Consider the following 23,769-nt stretch of genomic DNA (forward strand, 5'->3'; position numbering starts at 1 on the left):
ACTCATGTCACGATTCAGTGCAATCTGTCACCTGACGGCTTTCAACCCTGCGTTTGTTGCTCAAAGCACTACTTCAATCGTATTTCGTCAAGCAGTTTGAGGGCGAAGCAGCAGCACGGATCCAGCCAGTGCACCAGAGAGATGGCCTCCCTGGCTGAGGCATACGGCCATATGCCCTCAAACTTGGAGCAATAGATATGTGGTATCTGCCAATGTCTATTACCTTTGAGGTACGAAAAACCCGGACCAGCTGGACACTGACAATCCGGGTTTCATTCGTAACATCATAGGGAAGTGGGGTGGGCAAAGCTCACCCCACACTCCAAAATCAATATAGCAGCTTTCTTGCCAATTCCAAGACGGGAACAATCCTGTCCAGTTTCAAGCCATTCGCTCAAGAGCAATCTGCATGGCGTGCACCGGTATGTCGATAAGATGCGGACCTTCGGTGAAAAGCAAAGCCGCTTCTACTGTCTTGCCGGGATAAAGCGGCTCAAGTAGCTTCCGGTAAAGGGCAAGCTGAGCGATATAGGCATCTGGAACCGTCGACAGATTTTGCGGCGGAGGACGGTTAGTCTTGTAGTCGACAATTACAACCCGGCTTTCGCTCACAGCAAGCCTGTCAATAACGCCGGAAACCGCATGATCCTTGCCGCGAATATGCAGCGTTCCCATGATTGCGACTTCCGCCAATGAACCTGGCGCGAAGACCGGCGCAAAATCGGCTGAATTCAGCACAGCAAAGACCGAGTTAAGCGCCTTCTCGATCTCCTCCGGTTCCCAATCATAAGCGGCGCGGCTGAGATAACGCTGAGCCGCCTGCGCACGTTGTTCGTCCGGAATATCGGGCAAAGTCTGCAACAGCGCGTGGATGACCGTGCCACGGCGGATGGCGAAAGCGGGATTCTTTCCATCTGTCAGTAGCACCGGCGAACCTGTGACCAGCGGCGCCTCATTATCGGGCTCGATCAGGACCGATACGCCGGATGGTGCAAGGGGTCTTGGCAAGCCCGCTTCCCGAGGCATCGGTATGCGATAGGTAGGAGGAAAGGGAACGGCCCTTGGCTCAAGGGGAAGCTCAGGTTCTACAGGTCCCATGGTCGCCCGTTCAGTCAGCCTGTAAAATTTGGCGGTGACGGATTCGACAGGATGTTGCATTGGTTTGCTCAATTCGCCCAAGGCGGCTTCCACCAACCCATGCCATGTGTCCGGTGCCTGCCGCGATCCACGATAGCCACAAATGATGAGTCTATCTTCAGCACGTGTCATGCCGACATAAAGCAGGCGGCGATATTCTTCTTCTGCCCTTACCTTCAGCTTATCGACAAGGCCCGCCGAGAAAGCAGTCGCATAGGCCTTTCCGGGTACGAACAAAAACCCTTTGCCCTCCCAGCCGCTATATTCTCTCATATCGAAAGAAAGCAGATTGGACATACGCCCGCCTGAAGAAGCCGAACTGCCGGAATCGACGAGGAATACCACGGCGGCTTCAAGGCCCTTTGCAGCATGCACCGTCATGATGCGGACTTCATTACGGCTTTGATCCAGCTCCCGCTTGATTTCCGGCGTTACTGCTTCCAGCGTTTCCAAAAATGCCTGCAAGCCCGGCAAACCGGTTTTCTCGGTTGCGATTGCGTAGTTTTGGAACTCGTCGATGACGTCGCCCGCCTCATGGCCAAGACGTGCAAGAAGCTCACGGCGCGCGCCGCCGCGTCCAAGAATATCCGCATAAAACTCGAAGACTGGTACAGTATCGGCACGGTTGCGCCACTCCTGAAGACGCGCGGCAACCGGAGCCAGCAACAGATCATCCTTTGCCTGCGCCAATAGCCGCTCATAAAGCGTTTCATTAGCTGCCCGCTCATAACCGAGCGTAAAGAGCTGATCGTCATCCCACTTGAACAGGGGGCTTTTGAGGAGTGCCGCCAAGGACAGATCATCGGATGGCAAAAGCATGAACCGCCCAAGCGCCATGAGATCCTGGACTGCGATGTGATCCGTCAATTTCAGACGGTCTGCACCGGCGACCGGAACATGGCGCTTCTTTAATTCGCGCGACAAAGCCGGCATGAACTGGTCACGCTTGCGTACCAGCACCATGATATCGCGCGCTTCAAGGCGCCGGTTCTGCCCTTCAATGATTTCACCATTCTTCAACCAGTGCTCAATGGTTCGGGCAATTTGCTCCGCAAGACGCACGGGTGGTGCTGGCAAACTATCAACTGGTGTTCGCCAGTCATCCTCTTCCGGTGTTGTTTCCGGTGTCAGCATATCCCAGATCTGCACTTCACCCGGATCATGGTCGCGAATGGCTGTATGGACAGTCGGACCGTGATCGACACCAAAGCCGCGATGGGCTTCCGGCCGCTCGAACACCTTGTCCACTGCAGACAGAACGTCCGGTGCAGAGCGGAACGAGAAGTTGAGATTAACCCGTTCAAAGGTCAGTTCAGCTTGGCCGGTTTTTTGCTCCGTCGCCTTGCCGTGTCTGGCAAAATCCTCCGGAATCGCACCTTGAAACGAGTAAATCGATTGCTTTTCGTCGCCGACTGCAAAAAGGGTGCGCCGCACATTGCGTGCGGTATTGCCGGTAAAGAATTCCTCGCTGAGAAGCCTTATCACGTTCCACTGGTTTGGGCTGGTATCCTGCGCTTCGTCGACGAGAATATGGTCAATTCCCTTGTCGAGCTTGTATTGCACCCAAGGCCCTGCATCCTGCCGCGCAAGCAATGCCACGGTCCTGACAATGAGATCGTCAAAATCGAGAAGCCCGCGATTTCTTTTCATGTGCTCATAGCGGCCGATAAGGTCATCGACCACCACCAAGGCTGAAAAAGTCAGCCGGAGAAGGCGCAATTGCTTTAATTTGTCCAAACCCTCGAACACGCGCTGTGCAGCGCGGTCGAATCGCTCGATGAAATCCGGGAACCGCTCTGTTACCCCTTTGGACCCAATGAAAGACCCGCTTTTGGGCTCTCCTGTCGCCTTGATAAACGCGGTTCGCAATGCCTCTTCGCGTTGGTCAGACTCGGGCCCAAACTTGGCGTCGAGCAGGATCATCGCAAATTCCTGCGCTCGTGCGGCACTCTTTTGAATATCGAGGATCGAACGCAGCATTTCCCGGTCAAATTCCTGAACCGGCCACAGTGCAGAAAGGATATCGTCTTCTGTTTCAGTGCCGGTAAATCCGAAATGGGAGTAGAACGCCGTCCTGCGCAGGTCGTCTTGCCCGACTTCTCGGATAAAGCGGGTAAGATCATTGCGCTTGGTGACCGCCTCATCAAGAAGCTGTTGCAGGCCGAACTCCCCGGCAGCGTCAAGCACATCCGCAAAGGCTGAAGCAAGCTCGACATTATGATCAAGACGCGCTGCTTGCAGCACCTGCCGCCGCGCTTCGCCAATAAGCGCAACCTGCATCATGTCGTCCATCAGTTCGAAATGACCGGCAATATTCGCCTCTAACGGAAACTGATGCAGAATAGCTTCGCAAAAGGCGTGAATGGTTTGTATCTTGAGACCGCCGGGGGTCTCAAGCGCCCGCGCAAACAAGCGGCGCGCCTGAGCCAGCCGCTTTGGTCCGGGCCGTGCACCGTCAATGTCCTCAATGATTTTTGCCAGCGCGTCGCCATCCATGGTTGCCCAATCGGAAAGGCGTGCAAAGACACGGTTTTGCATCACCGCCGCAGCAGCTTTCGTATAGGTCAGGCACAGGATTTTCGACGGGTCGGTGCCATCCAGCAGCAAGCGGATGACACGGTCCGTCAAGACATAGGTTTTGCCGGAGCCCGCATTTGCCGACACCCAGACAGAGTCCTTTGGATTTGCTGCCCTGCTCTGGTTGCGCGTGGTTTCCGGCGGGATGGTTCGAGGCTTTCTCATTCGCCCTCCCCTCCCTCTTCAGCGCCACCAGCCGACCACTCCAAAACGCGGGCCAGATGGTCATAATCGCCGGTCAAATCACTTTCCCTGAATGGCAGAGCACGGGACAGATAGCCCTTATGCGGATCACCATAGGCCGTCAGCAATTCATTGAGACGCAGCCACGACAATTCGCCCAACTCCGGCGCAGTTTTTTCACTTCCATTGGCAGCCGTGCCGATTCTTAAAATGGATTCCGGATCGACTTTTCCATTTGGCCGTAACCGCACATAAAGAAGATCGGCAGCTTTGCGTGCCCCAACCTCATGAAACGCACCCCGTGCCAGCAATGCGGCTTCCAGCGCTAGCTGCGGCGACAAAAGAACATGGGCCTGCCGCTTGGATGGTGTTGATCCGGTCTTGTAGTCAATGATGTCAACCGTACCGTCGCGGCGCAAATCCACCCGGTCTGCCCGGCCTGAAAGTGTGACGCCAGTTGCTTCGACGACAATCTTTTTGGAAGCAATTTCGGGATGACGTTCGGAAATCAGATGGTCTCGTAGCCGCTCCCAGTTCAGATATTCCGGCACCAGCGATTGGAACCTAGGCCACCAGACTGCATCGATTTCTTCCGGTAACGCGATGTCGTCAAAATACTGCCTGCCTATTTCCAGAAGACGTCTGGCGGCATTCGCATCAAGAGGATCAATGCCCTGTTCCGTGAAATGCGCGAGGATATTGTGAAAGAGCGAACCGCGCTCAGCCACGTCAGGATCACGGATCAATGGCTCAATGGGCCGCAACCGCAAAATGCGCTTGGCAAAGATGGCATAGGGATCGCGCCGGAGCGTCTCTATTTCTGTAACTGAGAAGTGCTTGGGGCGGGCTGTTAAAGGCGGCTTCGGTTCCGGTCGTTTGACAAAATCCTCATCCGGCGCGTGGTCGATTTCCCGCGCCCATCCAAGATATTTTGCCCCACGCCTGCGCAGCTCTCCGGTAGCGTCATTGCCAAGAACCGTCTCCAGCCTTTGCAACCAGCGCGAAGCAACCGTTGGCGCATTTGCTGAGCGCTGTGCACGTGTAAGAATGACCTGATCCATTCCGAGCGCCATCTGAAAATCGTGCGCGGCAAGGCCGGTGCGCCGCTCCGGCGGATCAAGATTTATAATGGATTTCATCGGCCGTGACATGAACGGATCATTGCGCGTTTTACCCGGCCATGAGCCCTCATTCAGTCCGCCGATAATCATCGTATCGACCGTTTGCAATCGCGCTTCCAGTGCGCCCCAGATAAACAGGCGCGGATGCGCGCCCGCTTTTGGTTTTACAACCTCTCCCGCAATCAAAGCTTCCATCATTGCGGGGAATTCGCCGACAGAAAAATCGAGCTGCGAATCTGCCGAGATCAGATTGCGCAGGAAGGCGGCGAATTGTTCACCGGCCGCTCCACTATAAAGTGCAGCAATATCTCCCTGATCATCCCGCACCAGATTTTCCAGACTGGCAACAACCGCCTGAATGATCTGCGGCAGCTGTACAGATTCCGTGACTCCAACAAACTGAATCAAGGGTTCCATCGCACCGCTAAGCGCCTTGCAGACGATATGCGCGGACTCAATTCTTGCAGCGCTGATCTGGCGAAGCCAGGCCGGTTCAAATGGCGTAGATCCTGTTTCGGCAAGGCGTCTTTCGAAATGTTGCTGGAAATCCGATAGGGTGGCTCGCCCTGTACCACCACGCAGCGCAACCAGTTCAATAGTTTCTGCAGCCTGGCGAACCCTGACACGATCAAGGCCAAGCCGCGTCAGTGGATGTTTTAGCAAAGCCAGTAACGCAACCGGATCCCCGGGATTGAAAACAATATCCAGGACCAGTCGCATCAAAGCCGCAGGTTGCGTTTCGCGCATGGCATGTCCACCGGAATCATCAGCGGCTATATTGAACCGCGCGAGTTCCGTTGACACACGGCGGGCAAGATCGCGATCGGCGGTGATCAAAGCTGCGGTCTTGCCCGGTTGTTCTATGGAATCGCGCAAGGCCACTGCGATGCTCAGCGCTTCCTCGCGCTCATTTGAGGCTTCAATCAAGGTAATGGAGGCAACGGCGGCGGAAAACTGACCGCTGTTCCGGTTAATTTGTGCCCACGCCTCACTCGTGTCGGCGGGGCGCATCGCCTCGGCCAAAAGGTTTTCGCGTTGGCGTTTTTCTGGAGTGACGCCGCCCAGCACAATCACATCCTGACGCAGCACACCCAGTTCACCGAGCAGTTTGCGCAGTCCATATTGCGGGTGACCAAAAATCGAAGGATTGTCTGCAGTGCTTGCCAAAACATCCCAACTGACGGCATCCATATCGCGATCAAGCCCTGGAAGGACCAGGGCGCCCATGGGCAATGAAGCAATAGCAGCCAAGAGCTTTGCCGTTGCAGGTATGGATCCAGTAGAGCCCGCCGCAATGACAGGACCCTGCGACGCCTTGCGCAGGAGCCTTTCGGCTTCAAGCTCGATCAGGCGGTTACGGTGGGCAGCGGGGTTGGAACGTCTGCGTTCAGCCAGAATATCGGGCCAAAGGCTTGTGACGATGTTTAGAAAATCGAGAGTGACCTGCCACCAATTCGGCAGTTCTTCAGAAACAATATTGGAAAGCGTTGACCATCCGGCAGCTTCAGTCTCAACCTGATCCATGAGTCCGGCAAGATCGCGGGCAAGCCAGATCGCATCGGCGGTCGTTGCCGGAATGGCAATTTCCTCATTTCCAAACAAGGCACGCACATGTTCTGGCAGGCGTTCGCGCCAAGGCCGGACCAGTCGCGCTAAAAGCAAAAGTCTCTCGACACTGCCTATTGCCGGCAGAAGGTCGAAGAAGGCATCGGAACCCATGTCGAACATGGCTGCATCTTCATCGACATCGCCCAATGCTCGGATTACTGGCAGGATCGCTGATTTAACCGGGCTTTTCTCGACAAGTAGCGAACGCAGCGTTCGCGCTGCACGACGGGTCGGCACATAGATTGTAGCATGGGCCAGCGCCATTGGATCATTGCGGTTTGCAGGATAACCCGGAATCAAGGCTCCCGATTGCAGCGCATCCACAAGCGCCGGAAGAAAAGGCGTACCCGGCGCTATGGAGAAAATATTCGGATTCTGGCGCTCAGCCATGAATCCCCTGCTTGGCAATAGCGGCATCTGCCTCTTCTATTGCATCCGGCGTGCCGACTGTCAGCCAAATGCCATTCATCGGCAGTCCAAAGAGCCTGTCAGCGGCAATCGCTTCATCGAAATATCGGTTCAATGATACTTTACCCGATGGAGCATTCGCGAAAATGCGCGGATGGATGATCGCCGCTCCGGCATAAATATAGGGCGATGTCTCACCCGGCTTCAAACGGCGCAATTGCCCGGTATTGCTCATGCTGAAATCGCCGCCACCTTCGCGTCCAACGGCTTGATCCATATGGGCAATCATCAAGAGAATATCCATGCTCGCATCATTCCACCCTTCGGCAAGCAGGACAAGATTGGGTTTGTCGCTATCGGTCCAGAAAGTATCGGCATTCAAAACATAGAATGGTTCAGAGCCAATTTGCGGCAGGGCTTTGATGATACCCCCCGCAGAGTCGAGCAACTGCTCTCTTTCATTGGAGATTTCGATCAATGGCGCTGTGCGCTCCATCAGATGCGTTTCAAGCTGGTCGGCAAGATAATGCACATTGACCACGGCGCGTCGCACGCCAGCGCCGGCAAGCGAATCCAGCCCCCAATCGATCAATGATTTGCCGGCTACCTTTACCAAAGGTTTTGGTATTGTATCGGTTATCGGTGCCATGCGTTTTCCCAAACCGGCAGCGAGAACCATAGCTGTATGCGGTGTCATGCCTTAATCCTTTGGGCGAGTATTCCATTCTTTTCGCACCAATCCTTGACTGGCGCCAGAGCCGGATGATCAATAACCCGCTCCAGATAAGTTTGAATACGCGGAAGATGCCTCAAATAAAATGGTTTGCCGTCGCGCTCATCGAGCCGAACGAATATGCCAAGAATCTTTGCATTGCGCTGCGCCGCCATAATGGCAAAGGCTTTTTTGAAACCGGTCTCATCAAAAGCTGTGCTTCCCGCGCGACGCTCTTCAATATAGGCCGCAAGCAACAAATCCTGCATGTCGGGCTCAATCGTCACGCGCGCATCCATGATGAGAGATGCGACATCATAGGCCGAAGGACCGAGCATCGCATCCTGAAAATCAATCAGGCCAACGCGTTCAATGCCTGATCTATGAGCCTGCCAAAGGATGTTGGGTGAGTGAACATCGCGCAGAAGCAGGGATTGCTCGGCATTACTAAGCTGGCTAAATACATTATCCCATGCAGCGATATAACTGCTCTTCAAATCGGGACTTATCACTGTTCCGTTCATGCGCGGCACATACCAGTCCGACAAAAGCTCAACTTCAATCATCATCGCATCCCGGTCGAAATGATGCAGACGATGCATAGCTCCATTTCCTACGGGTATATCCTGTGGCCAGATGAATTGATGGAGTTTGGCCAGCAAGCGCACAGCAGCCTCATAGCGCTCGAAGATGGGCGCTCCATCCTTATCAAGAATACCATCACTGCCGAGATTTTCGATGACGAGAAAACCATGCTCCAAATCTTCGGCGTTGATATGCGGGACATTGAAGCCTTTGGACGTCAGGAGACGATCCAAGGCCACGAAAGCATTCACTGACTGGGAAAGATGCGCAATCTGCATGTAGGTTTTGCCATCGCGCAGGATTGGACCGCCCGGATTATAGGGTGAGTTCATCAGGATGAGCGGGGTTCCGCTGCCCGTCGACAGGGTCTCATAGCCCCGGGCGGATGCATCGCCGAGAAGATATCGCCGTTCAGCATGCGCTAAACCCGATCTTGCCAGAAAAGAGCGGATGGCCAGAGAACGTTCCAATCGCGCCAGAACATCCGGGGGGCCCTCGATGAAGGCTTTGCGGCCACTTTCGTGATCCTGCAACGTGATGCTCAAGCTGATCGGCGGCAAAAACCCGTCAGCGCGTTCAGGCCATTCGATCAGTACAATTCCATCAAGCAGCGCCTCGTCGAGCCCCAACTCGTCAATCTCATCGGCAGTGGAAAGACGGTACAGGTCGACATGGCTAATGGGCAGCCGCAATTCGGGATAGGATTGCACGATAGTAAAAGTCGGGCTTGGTACGTCATAATCCGCATCATCAGCGATCGTACGGATTAAACCACGGGCAAATGTCGATTTGCCCGCACCAAGATCGCCGCTCAAAGCAATGAGATCCCCTTTGCGTAGGGACAGACCAACATCTTGGCCCAAGCGTGCCGTATCTTCAGCGTTCGCAAGTTCTACAGAAAGCGGGGGCATTCAGACTATTCGGCAGCGAGGCTGAAGGACCGTGCCTCCAGCGGGAATCGACAGGTAACCAGCGTGCCCTTGCCTGCAGAACTGTCTATATCAACTGTTCCACCATGCAATTCGACAAAGCCCTTCACAATGGACAGGCCCAGCCCCGCACCGCGTTTGCGCCCGCCATTCGGGTAAGGCTGGAAGCGCTTGAAAATGCTGTTGAGCACATAATCCGGCATTCCGGGGCCATTATCCATAACACTGAACACCATTTCCGTCTGTTCGCGCCAGCACTTGAGCGTAATCGTGCTGCCTTCCGGAGCATAGTTAGCCGCATTGCTCAAAAGATTGGACAGCACCTGCTTGATACGGGCTGCATCGGCACGGAACGAACCTGTGCCTGTCTCAATACGCGTATCGAGCAGAATATTATGTTCCTTGAGCCGGTCGGCGACTTTCTCCGATGCAACAGTGACGGCATCGGTGACGGAAACATCGCTGATATCGAGCTCCATGATCCCCGCATCCACAGTGGCCAGATCAAGAATGTCATTCACGATGGTCAAAAGCACTGATGAAGAAGTGCCGATATGATCAAGATAGTCCCGTTGACGGTCGTTCAACGGTCCGGTCATGGGCGTTTGGAGAAGCTCGGTAAAGCCCATAATATTGGTCAGCGGCGAACGCAGTTCATAAGAGACATGCTGGACAAAATCATTCTTCAGCTCGTCAGTACGCTCCAGCGCTTCGTTCTTTTCTTTCAGCGCACGCTCAACCTGAACAGAATCCGTCACATCGACGAAGGTGAGCATTGTCTGGCCATTGGGCAGTGGCGCCGTTGCATAAGACAATATTTTACCCGTTGTCAGCTCTATATGGCCGGAGAGCGAGCGGCGCTCATCATCAAAACCAGTGACTGTCGTTACAAAGGATTCCCAATTATCCGCGTCCGATACAGGTTCGCACACCCGCCGGATTGCGGAAATATGCGTGCCTTCCGCTACCTGTTCGCTCTTCAGCGACCACAGGGAGGCAAAAGCAGGATTGGCAAGACGTACTTTTCCGTCTGACCCAAACACCGCAACACCTTCAGCAAGGTAGTCCAGCGTCTGGCCTTGCACTTTGATCAGCGTGTTATAACGGCTTTCGAGTTCAAGCTTTTCAGTCAGGTTCTCGAACACCCAGGTAACGCCGCCCTTCGGCTGGGGATTGACGATAACCCGCAATGTGCGGCCATCGGTCAGGTGCCAGACATATTCCTGCGATTCGATAGAATGATAGGCGGAAAGAACCTGTTCCTTCCAGCGCCGCCAATCCGGCTGCTCGGGCAATATGCCATCGCTGCGGAAACGGTCGAGCAACATGGCATTGTCAGGATTGCTCTCAAGGAATGGTGTCTCGAGACCCCATAATTTGGCGAATGCCTGATTGAAGAATTGCAACTTTCGGTTGGCATCAAACATTGCGACAGCCGAATTCAGCTGATCCAACGTATCCGAATGATTGAGGACAGTCCGTTTAAATTCCTCCCGGATCAACTCAGCTTCGCTGATATCGATTGCCATACCGGCAGATCCATTGCTTGCGGCAATATCGGTAACGCTGAATACGTGCCTGTCGCCGCCAACTACGGTCGAGAGTTGATCGTGGAATTTACGGTTCAGTGTCTTGTCGCGCTCTATGCGTTCGCGCGCCTGAATACCGAAAAGCTCGCGACCATCGCGAACCGCGCTATTGGGGTCGCGCTCGTCGACAGCCTTTGCATAGGCCAGATTAACCCAATTCAACTGACCTTCACTGCTACGGCTCCAGGCTGGCATATCGATTGCATCCAGCAGACCACGCAGCGTCGCGACAGCTTCGCTCAAATGATAGTTTTCGGCTTTAAGCATGGCTTGAGCGGCACGAACTTCGCCTGGATTGATGAAGCGCACGATAGCATATCCGCCAGAAGTGCGGCCCTGCACCTCCAGCGGCGTGCCTTTCGAGGTCTCGATGGCTATGTCGAAAGGACGGGCTTTCTCGCGCAGCGCCGATACTGACCGGTCCAGAAGCGTGACGGATTCAACCCGCAACCAGCGGCCAAAGGCCAGAAAAAGCGAGCGGCTTTCGGGCACGCCAATTTCAGGCGGCAGACTGCCGATGAGCACGGGAGTCGACGAGCTTCCCTCCCAAACTATAACGCGCTGATCCTTAAGATTGAGCAGGGCTTCGTTGCGTTGAACCGTGACATTCAGATCGGCAACCTTGTCGCGCAAATGGCGGTTCTCATGGGCAATGCGGCTACGCTCCCGAATGAGCCAGCCCGCGGAGAGCAGGGCAGCACCCATGGCACCAAGAAACATTGCGAACTGAACGACTTCAAACGTGCCGACTTTCATCCCGAAGGGAGTATCGATCAGGCCAAGCATATCTTCAGCGTGAGCAGAGAAGGAGGCAGTCAAAATGATTGGCAGCGCGGAAACTGCGCTCAATGCCCGGGTTTGCAGCCTGCTCAGCACGGATCGTTTGTGTGCTGCATCTTCACTGCGAACATCACCTTTAATTCTCATGTCAACCGTCGCAGCCCCATCCAGACGAATGACGATCCTCTTTTCCATCCGGCTTATCACCATTTGGCCCATCAAGAGCAACGTCATCCCGAATCACTACAATAAACCTTGAGGGAATCGACGGGAAGAACTATGCGCAAAAAAGAAAGCCGGAGAATTTGTCAATTCTCCGGCTTCTATATATTGTAGGTATATTCTAGCTATATCAATATCTGTAGTGGTCAGACTTGAATGGACCCTTTGGAGTCACCCCGATATAGGCAGCTTGTTCTTCCGAAAGAACCGACAATTTCGCTCCGAGCTTGTCGAGATGCAAGCGCGCAACCTTTTCGTCGAGATGTTTCGGTAGGACGTAGACTTCATTCTTGTACTGATCACCACGGCTATAAAGCTCGATCTGGGCCAGAACCTGATTGGTGAAGGAGGCTGACATAACGAAGCTTGGATGGCCTGTTGCGTTGCCCAAATTCAGCAGGCGGCCTTCGGACAGAAGCAAAAGACGCTTGCCGTCTGGGAACGAAATCATGTCGACTTGCGGCTTGATGTTGTTCCATTTGAGATTGCGCAGGGCCGAAACCTGAATCTCGTTGTCAAAGTGTCCAATATTGCCAACAATGACCATGTCTTTCATCTGACGCATATGGTCGATGGTGATGACGTCCTTATTGCCGGTCGTGGTGATGATAATATCAGCCGTTGGTGCTGCATCTTCCAGCGTGACGACTTCAAATCCATCCATGGCTGCCTGCAAAGCACAGATCGGATCGACTTCAGTTACCTTGACACGAGCACCGGCACCCAGCAGCGACTGGGCCGAGCCTTTGCCGACATCGCCGTAACCGCAAACAACAGCGACCTTACCGGCCATCATGACGTCGGTTGCGCGGCGAATACCGTCAACCAGCGATTCTTTGCAGCCATATTTATTGTCGAATTTCGACTTGGTAACACTGTCATTGACGTTGATTGCGGGGAAAGGCAGCAGGCCCTTCTTTTGCAACTGATAGAGACGGTTAACGCCCGTTGTGGTTTCTTCGGTAACACCCTTGATCGCATCGCGCTGCTTGGTGAAGAAGCCCGGAGTTTCCTTCATGCGCTTCTTGATCTGCGCGAAGAGGATTTCCTCTTCTTCGCTTTCCGGCTTCGAAAGAACATCTTCGCCAGCTTCGGCGCGCGCGCCGATCAGAATATACATTGTGGCGTCGCCGCCATCATCGAGAATCATGTTGGATGGCTGACCATCCGGCCACTGGAAAATCTGATCCGTATAGGTCCAATATTCTTCTAGCGACTCGCCCTTAATCGCAAATACCGGCGTGCCGGTTGCGGCAATGGCTGCCGCAGCATGATCTTGAGTAGAGAAAATATTGCATGATGCCCAGCGCACTTTTGCACCCAGCTCCTGCAAAGTCTCGATCAGAACCGCTGTCTGAATGGTCATGTGCAGCGAGCCGGTGATGCGCGCGCCTTTGAGCGGCTGCGACTTGCCGAATTCTTCACGGCTGGCCATCAGACCTGGCATTTCGGTTTCAGCAATATCCATTTCCTTGCGGCCCCACGCGGCCAGCTCAAGGTCCTTGACTACGTAATCCTGCTTATCGGCCATCTTTTTTCAGCTCCGTCTTTGTTATTTGGATCGGCAAGGCCCAGTTTTTCAGACCGCCGGAGATGCGCTTGACTAGCAGATATGCCATCCGCACACAATGGGATATAAAGAAATCCTTATGCGTGCATATGCGGCATCAAGCAACTGCGCCATTTCTGTTGATGATTTTGATTTTACCGGAAGCGCAGGTTCTCGCGGGAAAGCTGATCAATGGAGGTGCAGCCCATAAGCTTCATGCCTCTTTCAACCTCTATTCTCAAGAGATCGACAGCGCGATCGACCCCTTCCTGTCCTGCGGCAGCGAGCGGAAACAAATAATACCGGCCGACACCCACCGCCTTTGCGCCTAGGGAAAGCGCCTTCAAGACATGCGTTCCCCGCTGAACGCCGCCATCCATGATCACGTCAATCTTGTCGCCGACAGCATCGACAATTTCGGCCAGCTGATCAAAGGCAGCGCGCGATCCATCCAGCTGGCGGCCACCGTGATTTGAAAGGATGATACCCGTGCAGCCGATATCGACTGCTCTTTTTGCATCGGCCACCGACATGATGCCCTTAAGACAAAACTGCCCCGACCAGAGCTTGACCATTTTTTCCACATCATCCCAATCCAAGGACGGATCGAGCATCTCCGTAAAATATTTGCTGATCGACATGGCTCCGCTTTCCATCTGCACATGCCCTTCAAGCTGCGGCAGCCTGAACTTTTCATGTGAAAGATAGTTCAACGCCCACATTGGCTTGATGGCGAATTGCAGCATTCCTGCCAGATTGAGTTTGAAAGGAATGGAAAAACCGGTCCGCTTGTCACGTTCGCGGTTTCCGCCGGTAATACTATCGACGGTCAGCATCATCACTTCAACGCCCGCACCCTTGGCGCGCTCCATCATGGCGTGGTTGAGCCCGCGATCCTTGTGAAAATAGAATTGATAGACCTGCGGGCCGCTATGCTGCTTGCGCAACTGCTCAAGATCGACAGTTCCAAGCGAGGAAACACCAAACATTGTGCCATATTTGGAAGCGACATTGGCCACGGCATGTTCGCCGCGATGATGGAAGAGACGCTGCAAGGCTGTTGGAGACAAATAGAATGGCAGGGCCAATTTCTGTCCCATAATCGTTACCGACATATCGACGGATTCAACGCCGCGAAGAACGCTTGGGAGAAGGTCGCAATTTTCAAAACTTGCAGCGTTGCGGCGCAGCGTAATTTCATCATCAGCCGCTCCATCGATATAGTCGAAGATGGGGCCGGGCAGACGCCGCTTGGCCAAGGCTCTGAAATCATGAAAATTGTAGCAATCGCGCAGACGCATCGAAACCTCGTATCGGGCTCAGGAAAAGTGATCTCTCAGCGATCGAGGCTCAGGCTTCTTCACCAAATTTATCCGCAATCAAAACGCCAAGCGCTTTCATGACTTCGGAAGCCTGGCGACCAGAGGCGCTGACTTTAATGCAGCAACCGGGCGAAGCTGCCAGCATCATCAATCCCATGATTGAGGTGCCGCCGACGGTCATTCCATCTTTTTCGACACGCACATGAGCATCATATCCGTCAACCAGTTGGACGAACTTCGCAGAAGCACGCGCATGCAAGCCACGCCTGTTGACGATCTCGAACAATTCAACGAGCGCGTTTTCCGCATTAAATGTGCCAGTCGTTTCGGCAGTCAGACGCATTTACTACCTCTATTTGGCTGTCAGCACCTGGCTGGCAACATTAATGTACTTGCGTCCGGCATCCTGACTTTCCTTTAAGGAGGCAGCCATGTCGTTGGTAAGCCGAACACTGGAAAGCTTGATCAGCATTGGAAGATTAACGCCGGCGATAACTTCCACACGTCCAGCTTCCATTACCGAAATTGCAAGGTTGGAAGGTGTTCCGCCAAACATGTCGGTGAGGATAATGACGCCTGAGCCATTGTCAGCGCGAGCGACAGCATCAACGATGTCCCGCCGGCGCTGCTCCATATCATCATCTGCACCGATCGAGACGGTCTCCAGATATTCCTGCTGCCCGACCACATGCTCAACCGCATGATGAAACTCTTCGGCCAGTCTTCCGTGCGTCACAAGCACGAGTCCGATCATTCTGAAACTGCTCCTGTCGCGCCAGCCCGTTCAAGAGTAGGCTTTTTCTGCGCTCTAAAATGCCCCGTTTGGCAGGTGTCGCATTCTGGCAGGACGAATCGCGAAGGCAAGCAGAAAATGTCATCCACATGGCAGTCAGTCACTTTATCGCAGGATAACTCGTTAACCCGCTGAATCCACCAGCTTATTTTTCCACTCTGGCTTGAATAACCATGCTTCAACCGAACGGCAGGCGGATTCAACTTCACCCGCAGGTAGGTCCAAATGCGCAATTGCGACACCTTGCAGTTGTATATGGGTGTTTTCATGTAATCGCACAACCTGCGCGGGCTCGACCAGACGTACCATAAGGTGAATCACCGCGTGCGGTTCATAGGCAAATGCGTGCAACCCTGAGCCGCGCACTTCCATTCCACCGCGTAGCGTATCGGGAGGCGAGCAAATCAATCGTCCGGAAACGGCTCGCACCAGACATTGATCATCACTGACCAATGTTGCATAGAGGCCCTCGGCAAAGGCTCTTTGCAAAAGAGCATGGGCGAGAGACGATTTGCCGGAACCCGAAGCCCCGATGATTATGATACCCCGATCACCAATCACGACAGCAGTGGCATGAATCAGTTCGGACATCCGATTATGCCTCGACCGGCAAAATCGCTATGAACCGTGCGCCAAGGTAATTTTCCGGATTTTTCGGATCAATGATATTTTCGGCATTCAACGTGCCGCCATGGGCTTCGATGATCTGGCGGCTGATCGAAAGACCAAGTCCTGAGTTTTGTCCAAAGGCCTCACCCGCTGGTCGATCCGTATAGAAGCGCTCAAAAATGCGGTCTATCTGCTCGACGCGAATACCGGGGCCATTGTCTTCAACGAGGATGCGGATTCGGTCGCCCAAATGCTGGAGCGTGACTGTGATGACGCCATTTTCAATGGGAACAAACGAGCGGGCATTTTCAATAAGATTTGACACCACCTGCCCAAGCCGCAAATCATGGCCAACGACAAAAAACCCCTTTCGGTTATTTGGCAGCTTGTCCACGACGAACTCGATACGTGTATCTTTCTTGTTCCGCCGAACCTCGCGCGCGGCTACCACCAGATTGCCCAACAGGAATTTGAGATCCACATGCTCGGAATCTTCACGGGCAAGTTCTGCATCAAGCCGTGATGCATCGGAAATGTCCGTGATCAAGCGATCAAGACGGCGCACGTCGTGCTGAATGACATCCATCAACCGTTTGCGGGAATCGTCATTCTTGGCCAATGGCAAGGTTTCAACAGCACTACGCAGGGATGTGAGCGGATTCTTCAACTCGTGGCTGACATCGGCAGCAAAGCTTTCGATCGATTCAATCCGCGCGTAAAGCGCATTTGTCATGTCACGAATTGAGGTCGAAAGGTGCCCGATTTCGTCCTGTCTTTCGGAAAAATCCGGGATTTCCTCGCGGTTTTTCACACCATGGCGAACGCGATCCGCGGCCGCAGCAAGCCGACGCAACGGATTGGCAATTGTCGAAGCCAGAAACAGGGAAAGAATGGCCATGACCAGCGCTGCAACCGTGAATACACGGATAATTGCATAGCGTTCGCCTTGGACGATCTTATCAATGTCACCGCCTTCGGTCGACAGGAGCAAAACACCGAGCACAGCACGAAAACGCTGGATCGGTACGGCAACCGATACGATCTGCTCGCCTTTTTCCGTCATGCGCACGACAGTTGCCGGTTGTCCCGTCAGGGCTTTAACGATTTCCGGATAGGACGAGCCATTACCGCCGGGCAATTCCTGGTAGATCGGCAAATCGCTTCGACGCAAAAGCCGTGTCATGCGATTGGTAAGACGCTCGAAAAAACTGGGCTCTTCCCCATCAATGGGTGGGAGGTCATAACGGAGCACCTGCCCGCGTGAATAAAGATGACGAGAATCGAGCAGGAGATTCGAATCCCGGTCATAAATGCGAGCACGGGTGCGTGTGGGAGAAATCAGCCGGCGCAGGACAGGAGCCACGCGTTCGGGATTGATGGGAAAATCGAGATTGTCGAGAACGTCAGGGGAAGGCGTGATGCTTTGCCCTGCCTGGAGCTCCAGCAGTTTTTCCGGATCAATCGCAATGGAATTTGTATCCACAGTGGCCGATGAGGCAATTGCGCCAGCGATGATCTCGCCCTGCGTCATCAAGCTTTCGACGCGTGCATCAATCAACCCGTCGCGAAATTGATTGAGATACATGATGCCGGAGAGCAGCACGGCCAAACCTGCGAGATTCAGGAAAAGAATGCGCCGTGTCAGACTTGAGAAGAGATAATTTCCAAAGACGCGATTGAGCGGCTTGAACAGCCGACGCAAGGCAACCGAGCGCTTCCGGCGCATGACGGCGCTCTTGCGCGTAATATTGCCGCCTCGCAGTTCGGCTACCATCTTTGCCTCAAAACATCAGGAACGGGTTGTCTCATCGCACTCATATCACGTTGAGACAACCGAATTTTACAGCCGATTGGTCGGCTTTGAAAGCAGGCTTGCCCGCAATCAGGTTTCGCGGAAGCGATAACCAACGCCATAAAGCGTTTCAATCATATCGAAGTCGTCGTCAACGACCTTGAACTTCTTGCGCAGGCGCTTGATGTGACTATCGATTGTACGGTCGTCAACATAGACCTGTTCATCATAAGCAGCATCCATCAAAGCATCGCGGCTTTTCACAACGCCGGGGCGCTGCGCCAAGGAATGCAGAATGAGGAATTCGGTGACTGTTAGGGTTACCGGCTCACCCATCCATGTGCAGGTATGGCGTTCCTGATCCATGACCAATTGGCCACGCTCAAGCGACTTGGCCTGTACGCTGCCTGGCTTGGCGGTATTTTCACGTGCGGCGACCCGGCGCAAAACTGCCTTCACACGCTCGACGAGCAGGCGTTGTGAAAACGGCTTGGTGATAAAATCATCCGCGCCCATCTTCAAACCGAACAGCTCATCGATCTCATCGTCTTTCGATGTGAGAAAGATAACGGGCAGATCCGATTTCTGACGAAGGCGGCGCAAAAGTTCCATGCCATCCATACGCGGCATCTTGATATCGAAGATCGCGAGGTTGGGTGGACGTGCAGTCAGGCCATCCAATGCCGAAGCACCGTCTGTATAGGTCTCTACGCGATAGCCTTCCGACTCCAGTGCGATGGATACGGATGTCAGAATGTTGCGATCGTCATCAACGAGCGCAATAGTCTGCATTGCGGGTACTTCCCTCATGCCCTGCCTTCCTGTGTGCTACAAACCTGTGCGCTTGTGCCGGACAAATTAGGTACAAAATGTGGCACAGATCGCAAACCTTGTCATCCAATCACTTTTACAGGTGTTTTTTGCAGGTAAATAAGTCGGGCGTTCTCCTTCGCAACTAAACCGATTTAAAAAAAATTAAAATCTTTAAATCGATTAAACGTTTGAAACTATTTGATTTTTCTGCTTTTGACCAATTCATGTCGCATTTTACATTGAACATGTAGAGTGAGATTAACCAAAAGTTTGACCCATGCACCTTCTTAAACAATGGCGGACAGATGATTAGAGAGATCGGCATCCACAACGCGGCAATCGCGCTCGGCAACTCAGGTTTAAAGGGCGTTTCGGCGGCCTATTATAATCTTGGAACTGCCGAACTCTATGAGGAAACATTGCGCCGCGGCGAAGCTGTCTTGACGGCGCAAGGCGCACTCGTCGCCCGCACCGGCCAGCATACGGGCCGCTCTCCCAAGGACAAGTTCGTCGTTCGCGATGCCTCCACGGAGGGTAATGTCTGGTGGGACAACAATTCGGCAATGTCGCCTGAAGCGTTCGAATTGCTTTATGCGGACTTCATGGAGCAGGCAAAGGGCAAGGAACTCTTTGTTCAGGATCTCGTCGGCGGCGCTGACGAAGATTACAAGCTTAATACGCGTGTGATCACCGAGTTTGCTTGGCACTCCCTGTTTATCCGCAATCTTCTCATTCGTCCGGAACGCGAGGCTTTGGCCGATTTTGTTCCGCAAATGACCATTATTGATCTGCCCTCTTTCCGCGCTGACCCGGCGCGGCATGGCACGCGGACAGAGACGGTCATCGCCGTCGACCTCAATCGACTTATCGTTCTGATCGGCGGCTCGGCCTACGCCGGTGAAATGAAGAAGTCAGTCTTCACGGCACTCAACTATATTCTACCGGGTAAAGGCGTCATGCCTATGCATTGCTCTGCCAATGAAGGTCCTGATGGCGACACCGCCGTATTCTTTGGCCTTTCCGGCACCGGCAAGACAACACTTTCGGCTGACCCCACCCGCACCCTGATTGGCGATGACGAGCACGGCTGGGGTGAGCACGGCGTTTTCAACTTCGAAGGTGGCTGCTACGCCAAGACCATTCGCCTCTCCGCGGAAGCCGAACCGGAAATTTTCGCAACGACACAGCGTTTTGGCACTGTTCTGGAAAATGTCGTTCTGGATGACAAGCGCCAGCCCGACTTCAATGATGGTTCGTTGACGGAGAACACGCGCTGCGCCTATCCGCTCGATTTCATTCCCAATGCATCGAAAACCGGCAAGGCGAGCCATCCAAAGAATATCATCATGCTTACAGCCGATGCTTTTGGCGTCATGCCGCCAATTGCCAAGCTGACACCCGCCCAGGCAATGTATCATTTTCTTTCCGGATACACCGCCAAGGTTGCGGGCACCGAGCGTGGCGTTACCGAGCCGGAGGCGACATTCTCTACCTGCTTCGGTGCACCATTCATGCCTCGGCATCCTTCGGAATATGGCAATTTGCTCCGTCAACTGATCGCTGACCACAATGTTGATTGCTGGCTGGTAAATACCGGTTGGACAGGCGGTGCCTATGGCGTTGGCAAGCGCATGCCGATCAAAGCAACGCGCGCACTTTTGTCCGCCGCCCTAGACGGCTCACTAAAAAGCGCTGAATTCCGCACAGACCCGAATTTTGGTTTTGCGGTGCCTGTTTCTGTAAATGGCGTTGACAATGCGATCCTCGATCCGCGCTCAACATGGGCAGACAAGGCGGGTTATGATGCGCAGGCGAACAAGCTTGTCGACATGTTCATCCGCAACTTCGACAAGTTCGAAAGCCATGTAGACAGCGATATTAAAGCCGCTGCCCCACACACGCCGGTTGCAGCGGAGTAAGGGTAGCGGTCCCATATCTGAAGGCCCCGCTCACCATGCGGGGCTTTTTTATGGTTCTTCCAGAGAATCAAAGTTTGGGCTACCAATCTGTCATGGAAGAAAGCCGTAACCGCATAAAGATCAACAACCGAATCTGGATCGACGAGAGCGATCTGGAAGAGAATTTTATTCGCTCGGCAGGTCCCGGTGGGCAGAATGTCAATAAGGTTTCCACCGCCGTTCAACTGCGCTTCTATGCTGTGAAAGCAGGTTTGCCGGAGGAAGTTCTGGCAAGGCTTATCGCGCTGGCTGGTCAGCGGGCAACCAAAGACGGCGAGATTCTGATTGAAGCAAATCGCTTTCGTACACAGGAACGCAACCGTCAGGATGCGCGCGAGCGCATGGTGGCGCTGATTGCGAAAGCTGCTGAACCACCACCGCCGCCGCGCAGAAAAACCCGCCCGACAAAAGGATCGATAGAACGGCGGCTTAAAGAAAAATCGGGCCGTTCCGGGGTTAAAAAGATGCGCGGGAAGGTTCAAGGCGATTGATGGGATCAATTGGCTCATTACCGCGTTATGGTTCGGGTTCAAATCATCCTTTCCAAAGCAGGTATGAAATGTCACAACAATGCCTGTCGATTTGAACAATCAACAAGGAGCCAGTTATGGGACTATTTGATTTCGTAAAATCCGTAGGCAAGAAAATCGGTATTGGCGATGAAGAGCCTAGCGCCGAAGATCTGAAGAAGGAACTCGATTCCCACAAGCTCGGTACCGAAAACGTTGAAGTGGCAATCGAAGGTGACAAGGCAGTGCTCAAGGGCAATGTCACCAATCAGGAAATTCTGGAAAAGGCGATTATTGCGGTCGGCAATTCGCTGGGCGTTTCCAAGGTGGATACAGGAGGCCTGACGGTTGACCAAACCACAACCGGTTCCGTGGTAAAGGAACCTGTGTTCTATACGGTGAAGAAGGGCGATAATCTTTGGAAAATCGCCGAGTCCCAATATGGCAAGGGCAAGGGTGCCAAGAACACCCTGATTTTCGAGGCCAACAAGCCTATGCTCAGCCATCCGGACAAGATTTATCCAGGTCAGGTGCTGCGTATTCCTGAACTTGGCTGAGTAAAGCTTCATGAACCCACAAACCCGGTGCATGGCGCCGGGTTTGTTTTTTTGAGGTCGCAGGTCAATGATATTGCTCGCGCCGGGCATCCGCTACTTTCCTGATTATTTCACCCAACAGCAGCAGACCGCGCTGCTGGAAGAAATCCGGACCGTAGTAGCGGCAGCGCCGCTTTATGTTCCGGCAATGCCGAGAACCGGCAAGGAAATGAGCGTGCGCATGACCAATTGCGGCTCACTGGGCTGGGTTACTGACAAAGAATTCGGCTATCGTTATCAGCCGACACATCCCGTCACGCAGCAACCTTGGCCCGCGATACCACAATCGCTAGTCGAGCTTTGGCTCAGCGTTGGCGATTATCCGCAGCCTCCTGAGGCCTGTTTGATCAATTTCTATTCCGAAACAGCAAAAATGGGACTTCATCAGGATCGCGATGAGCAGAATCTTGAGGCACCCGTTGTCTCGGTTTCCTTGGGGGACACGTGCCTTTTCCGTTTTGGTGGAACGAACCGGAACGACAGGACGCAATCCATCAAGCTTTCAAGTGGCGATGTTGTTGTGCTGGGCGATGAAGGCCGATTGGCATTTCATGGGGTAGATCGTATTTATCCCGGAACCTCTACTTTGCTGAAAAGCACAGGCCGGATTAATCTGACACTCAGGCGCGTTACAGCTTCCTGAGCGCCACCTCTTCCACAAGGTGATTATCGCCCTTGCGCAGGATAAGGTCCGCACGGGGCCTCGTCGGCAGGATGTTTTCACGCAGGTTTTTCAGGTTGATATTTGCCCAGAGGCTTTCGCCAATTGCCCTGGCGGAATCATCGGAGATTGTCGAATAGCGATGGAAGAATGAGCTTGGGTCCTTGAACGCTGTCTCACGCAAGCGCATGAAGCGATCAATGTACCATTTGTGAATTTGCTCTTCATCCGCATCAATATAGATCGAAAAATCGAAGAAATCCGAGACAAACGGCACCATCTTGCCGTCTTCCGGCAAGTCACGCACCTGCAGCACGTTGATGCCCTCGAAAATCAGGATGTCTGGCGCATCGACAGTCTGAAATTGCCCCGGCAATACGTCATAAGTTAAATGGGAATAGAGCGGCGCATTGACGTTGCGCTGGCCTGCCTTGATCTGCGAGAGGAACCGCAGCACCATGCCGACATCATAGCTCTCCGGAAATCCCTTGCGTTCCATCAGGCCTTTGGTCCGCAAAACATCATTGGGATAAAGAAAGCCATCCGTCGTCACGAGATCAACTTTCGGGCTTGAGGGCCAGCGCGCCAGCAGCTCTTTCAATACACGCGCCGTGGTCGATTTACCCACCGCAACCGATCCCGCAACACCAATGATGAAGGGAGTCTTGAATGCGTCACCCGTATTGAGAAACTGGCGGCGCTGGTAGAACAGTAATTGACTGGCCTCGACATGGGCCGAAAGCAGACGCGAGAGCGAGAGATAGATCCGGCTCACCTCATCAAGATCAATCGGATCGTTCAATGAACGCAGGCGCTTGATTTCTTCATTGGTGAGAGTAATTGGCGTATCGGCGCGAAACTCAGCCCAGCGTTCTGCACTGAAGAAGTGGTACGGAGAAAATTCGCTGGGTGCCAATTGATCCACGACGTCGCCCTCCACAGCTATGATCGCCTGCCTGCCGCTTGCCGGGCCCGTGAACATGGTCAGCCCTGCCCCCGCGCAGCTTTCTCCTCAAGTCCGGTCTGTCTTGTCCGATGTTCCAGCTCTTGCAGAACCTCATCGAGCTTGACGCCGGAAATTCCCAGGACGACCAGCAAATGATAGAGCAAATCCGCGCTCTCGGAAACAACGCCTTCCCTGTCGCCGGAAACTGCCGCAATGACTGTCTCGACGGCTTCCTCGCCAAGCTTCTGGCTGGCCTTGCCAATGCCTTTGGCATAAAGGCTAGCGGTATAAGACTGGATATCCGTGGAGCTGGCGCGCATTGCAACGATACGTTCCAGATCCGCCAAGGTGAATGCAGTCATCAAAATTC

The 23,769-nt window shown here is 53.6% G+C and carries 18 protein-coding genes; 4 read left to right on the plus strand and 14 right to left on the minus strand.

Going from position 1 to position 23,769, the window contains the following annotated elements; genetic code table 11:
• Positions 1-381: 381 nt before the first annotated feature.
• The 12 genes from addA to V9K92_RS12590 form a co-directional block, all read right to left on the minus strand.
• A complete protein-coding gene (gene addA / locus V9K92_RS12535; protein ID WP_337354142.1) occupies positions 382-3,879 on the minus strand; it encodes a double-strand break repair helicase AddA in 3,498 nt (1,165 codons plus the stop codon).
• The gene (addB, locus tag V9K92_RS12540) at positions 3,876-7,016 is read right to left on the minus strand and encodes a double-strand break repair protein AddB (protein WP_337354143.1); all 3,141 of its coding nucleotides are present in this window, start codon (positions 7,014-7,016) and stop codon (positions 3,876-3,878) included. The genes addA and addB overlap by 4 nt, the downstream gene beginning before the upstream one ends.
• Complete coding sequence (locus V9K92_RS12545; protein WP_337354144.1) at positions 7,009-7,731, minus strand: nucleotidyltransferase family protein; 723 nt, start codon at positions 7,729-7,731, stop codon at positions 7,009-7,011. The genes addB and V9K92_RS12545 overlap by 8 nt, the downstream gene beginning before the upstream one ends.
• Positions 7,728-9,242 carry a tRNA (adenosine(37)-N6)-threonylcarbamoyltransferase complex ATPase subunit type 1 TsaE gene (gene tsaE, locus V9K92_RS12550; RefSeq protein WP_337354145.1) on the minus strand — a complete coding sequence of 505 codons (1,515 nt, stop codon included), beginning with the start codon at positions 9,240-9,242 and terminating at the stop codon, positions 7,728-7,730. The genes V9K92_RS12545 and tsaE overlap by 4 nt, the downstream gene beginning before the upstream one ends.
• A gap of 5 nt (positions 9,243-9,247) precedes the next feature.
• Positions 9,248-11,776: an ATP-binding protein gene (locus tag V9K92_RS12555; protein ID WP_443094471.1), complete on the minus strand. Its 2,529-nt coding sequence runs from the start codon at positions 11,774-11,776 to the stop codon at positions 9,248-9,250.
• Between the two features lie 205 nt (positions 11,777-11,981).
• Positions 11,982-13,382 carry an adenosylhomocysteinase gene (gene ahcY, locus V9K92_RS12560; RefSeq protein ID WP_336440316.1) on the minus strand — a complete coding sequence of 467 codons (1,401 nt, stop codon included), beginning with the start codon at positions 13,380-13,382 and terminating at the stop codon, positions 11,982-11,984.
• A gap of 173 nt (positions 13,383-13,555) precedes the next feature.
• On the minus strand, positions 13,556-14,701 hold the full coding sequence (locus V9K92_RS12565) for an alpha-hydroxy acid oxidase (protein ID WP_307281547.1): 1,146 nt from the start codon (positions 14,699-14,701) through the stop codon (positions 13,556-13,558).
• Between the two features lie 49 nt (positions 14,702-14,750).
• Positions 14,751-15,065, minus strand: a complete 315-nt coding sequence (locus V9K92_RS12570; RefSeq protein WP_115054525.1) for an HPr family phosphocarrier protein — start codon at positions 15,063-15,065, stop codon at positions 14,751-14,753.
• 9 nt (positions 15,066-15,074) lie between these two features.
• The gene (locus V9K92_RS12575) at positions 15,075-15,476 is read right to left on the minus strand and encodes a PTS sugar transporter subunit IIA (protein WP_115054524.1); all 402 of its coding nucleotides are present in this window, start codon (positions 15,474-15,476) and stop codon (positions 15,075-15,077) included.
• A gap of 162 nt (positions 15,477-15,638) precedes the next feature.
• Positions 15,639-16,106: an HPr kinase/phosphorylase gene (locus V9K92_RS12580; RefSeq protein WP_337354147.1), complete on the minus strand. Its 468-nt coding sequence runs from the start codon at positions 16,104-16,106 to the stop codon at positions 15,639-15,641.
• Between the two features lie 4 nt (positions 16,107-16,110).
• Positions 16,111-17,898, minus strand: a complete 1,788-nt coding sequence (locus V9K92_RS12585; protein ID WP_115054522.1) for a sensor histidine kinase — start codon at positions 17,896-17,898, stop codon at positions 16,111-16,113.
• Between the two features lie 108 nt (positions 17,899-18,006).
• Positions 18,007-18,726 carry a response regulator transcription factor gene (locus V9K92_RS12590; RefSeq protein ID WP_162802600.1) on the minus strand — a complete coding sequence of 240 codons (720 nt, stop codon included), beginning with the start codon at positions 18,724-18,726 and terminating at the stop codon, positions 18,007-18,009.
• 311 nt (positions 18,727-19,037) lie between these two features.
• On the opposite strand from V9K92_RS12590, the gene V9K92_RS12595 reads away from it, so the two are divergent.
• The 4 genes from V9K92_RS12595 to V9K92_RS12610 all read left to right on the plus strand — a co-directional run bounded on the left by V9K92_RS12595 (position 19,038) and on the right by V9K92_RS12610 (position 22,435).
• A complete protein-coding gene (locus tag V9K92_RS12595; protein ID WP_337354376.1) occupies positions 19,038-20,648 on the plus strand; it encodes a phosphoenolpyruvate carboxykinase in 1,611 nt (536 codons plus the stop codon).
• A 92-nt stretch (positions 20,649-20,740) separates the two neighbouring features.
• Positions 20,741-21,178, plus strand: coding sequence for an alternative ribosome rescue aminoacyl-tRNA hydrolase ArfB (arfB, locus tag V9K92_RS12600; RefSeq protein WP_115054794.1), 438 nt, complete (start codon positions 20,741-20,743; stop codon positions 21,176-21,178).
• Between the two features lie 116 nt (positions 21,179-21,294).
• Positions 21,295-21,753: a peptidoglycan-binding protein LysM gene (gene lysM, locus V9K92_RS12605; RefSeq protein ID WP_307281536.1), complete on the plus strand. Its 459-nt coding sequence runs from the start codon at positions 21,295-21,297 to the stop codon at positions 21,751-21,753.
• A 67-nt stretch (positions 21,754-21,820) separates the two neighbouring features.
• Positions 21,821-22,435, plus strand: coding sequence for an alpha-ketoglutarate-dependent dioxygenase AlkB (locus V9K92_RS12610; RefSeq protein WP_115054519.1), 615 nt, complete (start codon positions 21,821-21,823; stop codon positions 22,433-22,435).
• On the opposite strand, the gene coaA is transcribed toward V9K92_RS12610, so the two are convergent.
• Both coaA and V9K92_RS12620 read right to left on the minus strand, forming a co-directional pair.
• Positions 22,422-23,435 carry a type I pantothenate kinase gene (coaA, locus tag V9K92_RS12615; RefSeq protein ID WP_307281530.1) on the minus strand — a complete coding sequence of 338 codons (1,014 nt, stop codon included), beginning with the start codon at positions 23,433-23,435 and terminating at the stop codon, positions 22,422-22,424. The two genes, V9K92_RS12610 and coaA, sit on opposite strands and share 14 nt — an antisense overlap.
• Positions 23,436-23,437: 2 nt before the next feature.
• Positions 23,438-23,761 carry a phosphoribosyl-ATP diphosphatase gene (locus V9K92_RS12620; RefSeq protein ID WP_115054518.1) on the minus strand — a complete coding sequence of 108 codons (324 nt, stop codon included), beginning with the start codon at positions 23,759-23,761 and terminating at the stop codon, positions 23,438-23,440.
• Positions 23,762-23,769 lie beyond the last annotated feature (8 nt).

Origin of the sequence: Phyllobacterium sp. CCNWLW109, assembly GCF_037203905.1 — a bacterium.
Classification (GTDB): domain Bacteria; phylum Pseudomonadota; class Alphaproteobacteria; order Rhizobiales; family Rhizobiaceae; genus Phyllobacterium; species Phyllobacterium ifriqiyense.

What these genes read in the sequence shown, in the direction of transcription:
- arfB (WP_115054794.1), top strand. Translation starts at nt 20,741, where the DNA reads ATGGAAGAAAGCCGTAACCGCATAAAGATCAACAACCGAATCTGGATC.
- ahcY (WP_336440316.1), bottom strand. Translation starts at nt 13,382, where the DNA reads ATGGCCGATAAGCAGGATTACGTAGTCAAGGACCTTGAGCTGGCCGCG.
- V9K92_RS12565 (WP_307281547.1), bottom strand. Translation starts at nt 14,701, where the DNA reads ATGCGTCTGCGCGATTGCTACAATTTTCATGATTTCAGAGCCTTGGCC.
- V9K92_RS12575 (WP_115054524.1), bottom strand. Translation starts at nt 15,476, where the DNA reads ATGATCGGACTCGTGCTTGTGACGCACGGAAGACTGGCCGAAGAGTTT.
- addA (WP_337354142.1), bottom strand. Translation starts at nt 3,879, where the DNA reads ATGAGAAAGCCTCGAACCATCCCGCCGGAAACCACGCGCAACCAGAGC.
- addB (WP_337354143.1), bottom strand. Translation starts at nt 7,016, where the DNA reads ATGGCTGAGCGCCAGAATCCGAATATTTTCTCCATAGCGCCGGGTACG.
- V9K92_RS12555 (WP_443094471.1), bottom strand. Translation starts at nt 11,776, where the DNA reads ATGAGAATTAAAGGTGATGTTCGCAGTGAAGATGCAGCACACAAACGA.
- coaA (WP_307281530.1), bottom strand. Translation starts at nt 23,435, where the DNA reads ATGTTCACGGGCCCGGCAAGCGGCAGGCAGGCGATCATAGCTGTGGAG.
- V9K92_RS12545 (WP_337354144.1), bottom strand. Translation starts at nt 7,731, where the DNA reads ATGACACCGCATACAGCTATGGTTCTCGCTGCCGGTTTGGGAAAACGC.
- tsaE (WP_337354145.1), bottom strand. Translation starts at nt 9,242, where the DNA reads ATGCCCCCGCTTTCTGTAGAACTTGCGAACGCTGAAGATACGGCACGC.
- V9K92_RS12610 (WP_115054519.1), top strand. Translation starts at nt 21,821, where the DNA reads ATGATATTGCTCGCGCCGGGCATCCGCTACTTTCCTGATTATTTCACC.
- V9K92_RS12590 (WP_162802600.1), bottom strand. Translation starts at nt 18,726, where the DNA reads ATGAGGGAAGTACCCGCAATGCAGACTATTGCGCTCGTTGATGACGAT.
- V9K92_RS12620 (WP_115054518.1), bottom strand. Translation starts at nt 23,761, where the DNA reads ATGACTGCATTCACCTTGGCGGATCTGGAACGTATCGTTGCAATGCGC.
- V9K92_RS12585 (WP_115054522.1), bottom strand. Translation starts at nt 17,898, where the DNA reads ATGGTAGCCGAACTGCGAGGCGGCAATATTACGCGCAAGAGCGCCGTC.
- lysM (WP_307281536.1), top strand. Translation starts at nt 21,295, where the DNA reads ATGGGACTATTTGATTTCGTAAAATCCGTAGGCAAGAAAATCGGTATT.
- V9K92_RS12580 (WP_337354147.1), bottom strand. Translation starts at nt 16,106, where the DNA reads ATGTCCGAACTGATTCATGCCACTGCTGTCGTGATTGGTGATCGGGGT.
- V9K92_RS12570 (WP_115054525.1), bottom strand. Translation starts at nt 15,065, where the DNA reads ATGCGTCTGACTGCCGAAACGACTGGCACATTTAATGCGGAAAACGCG.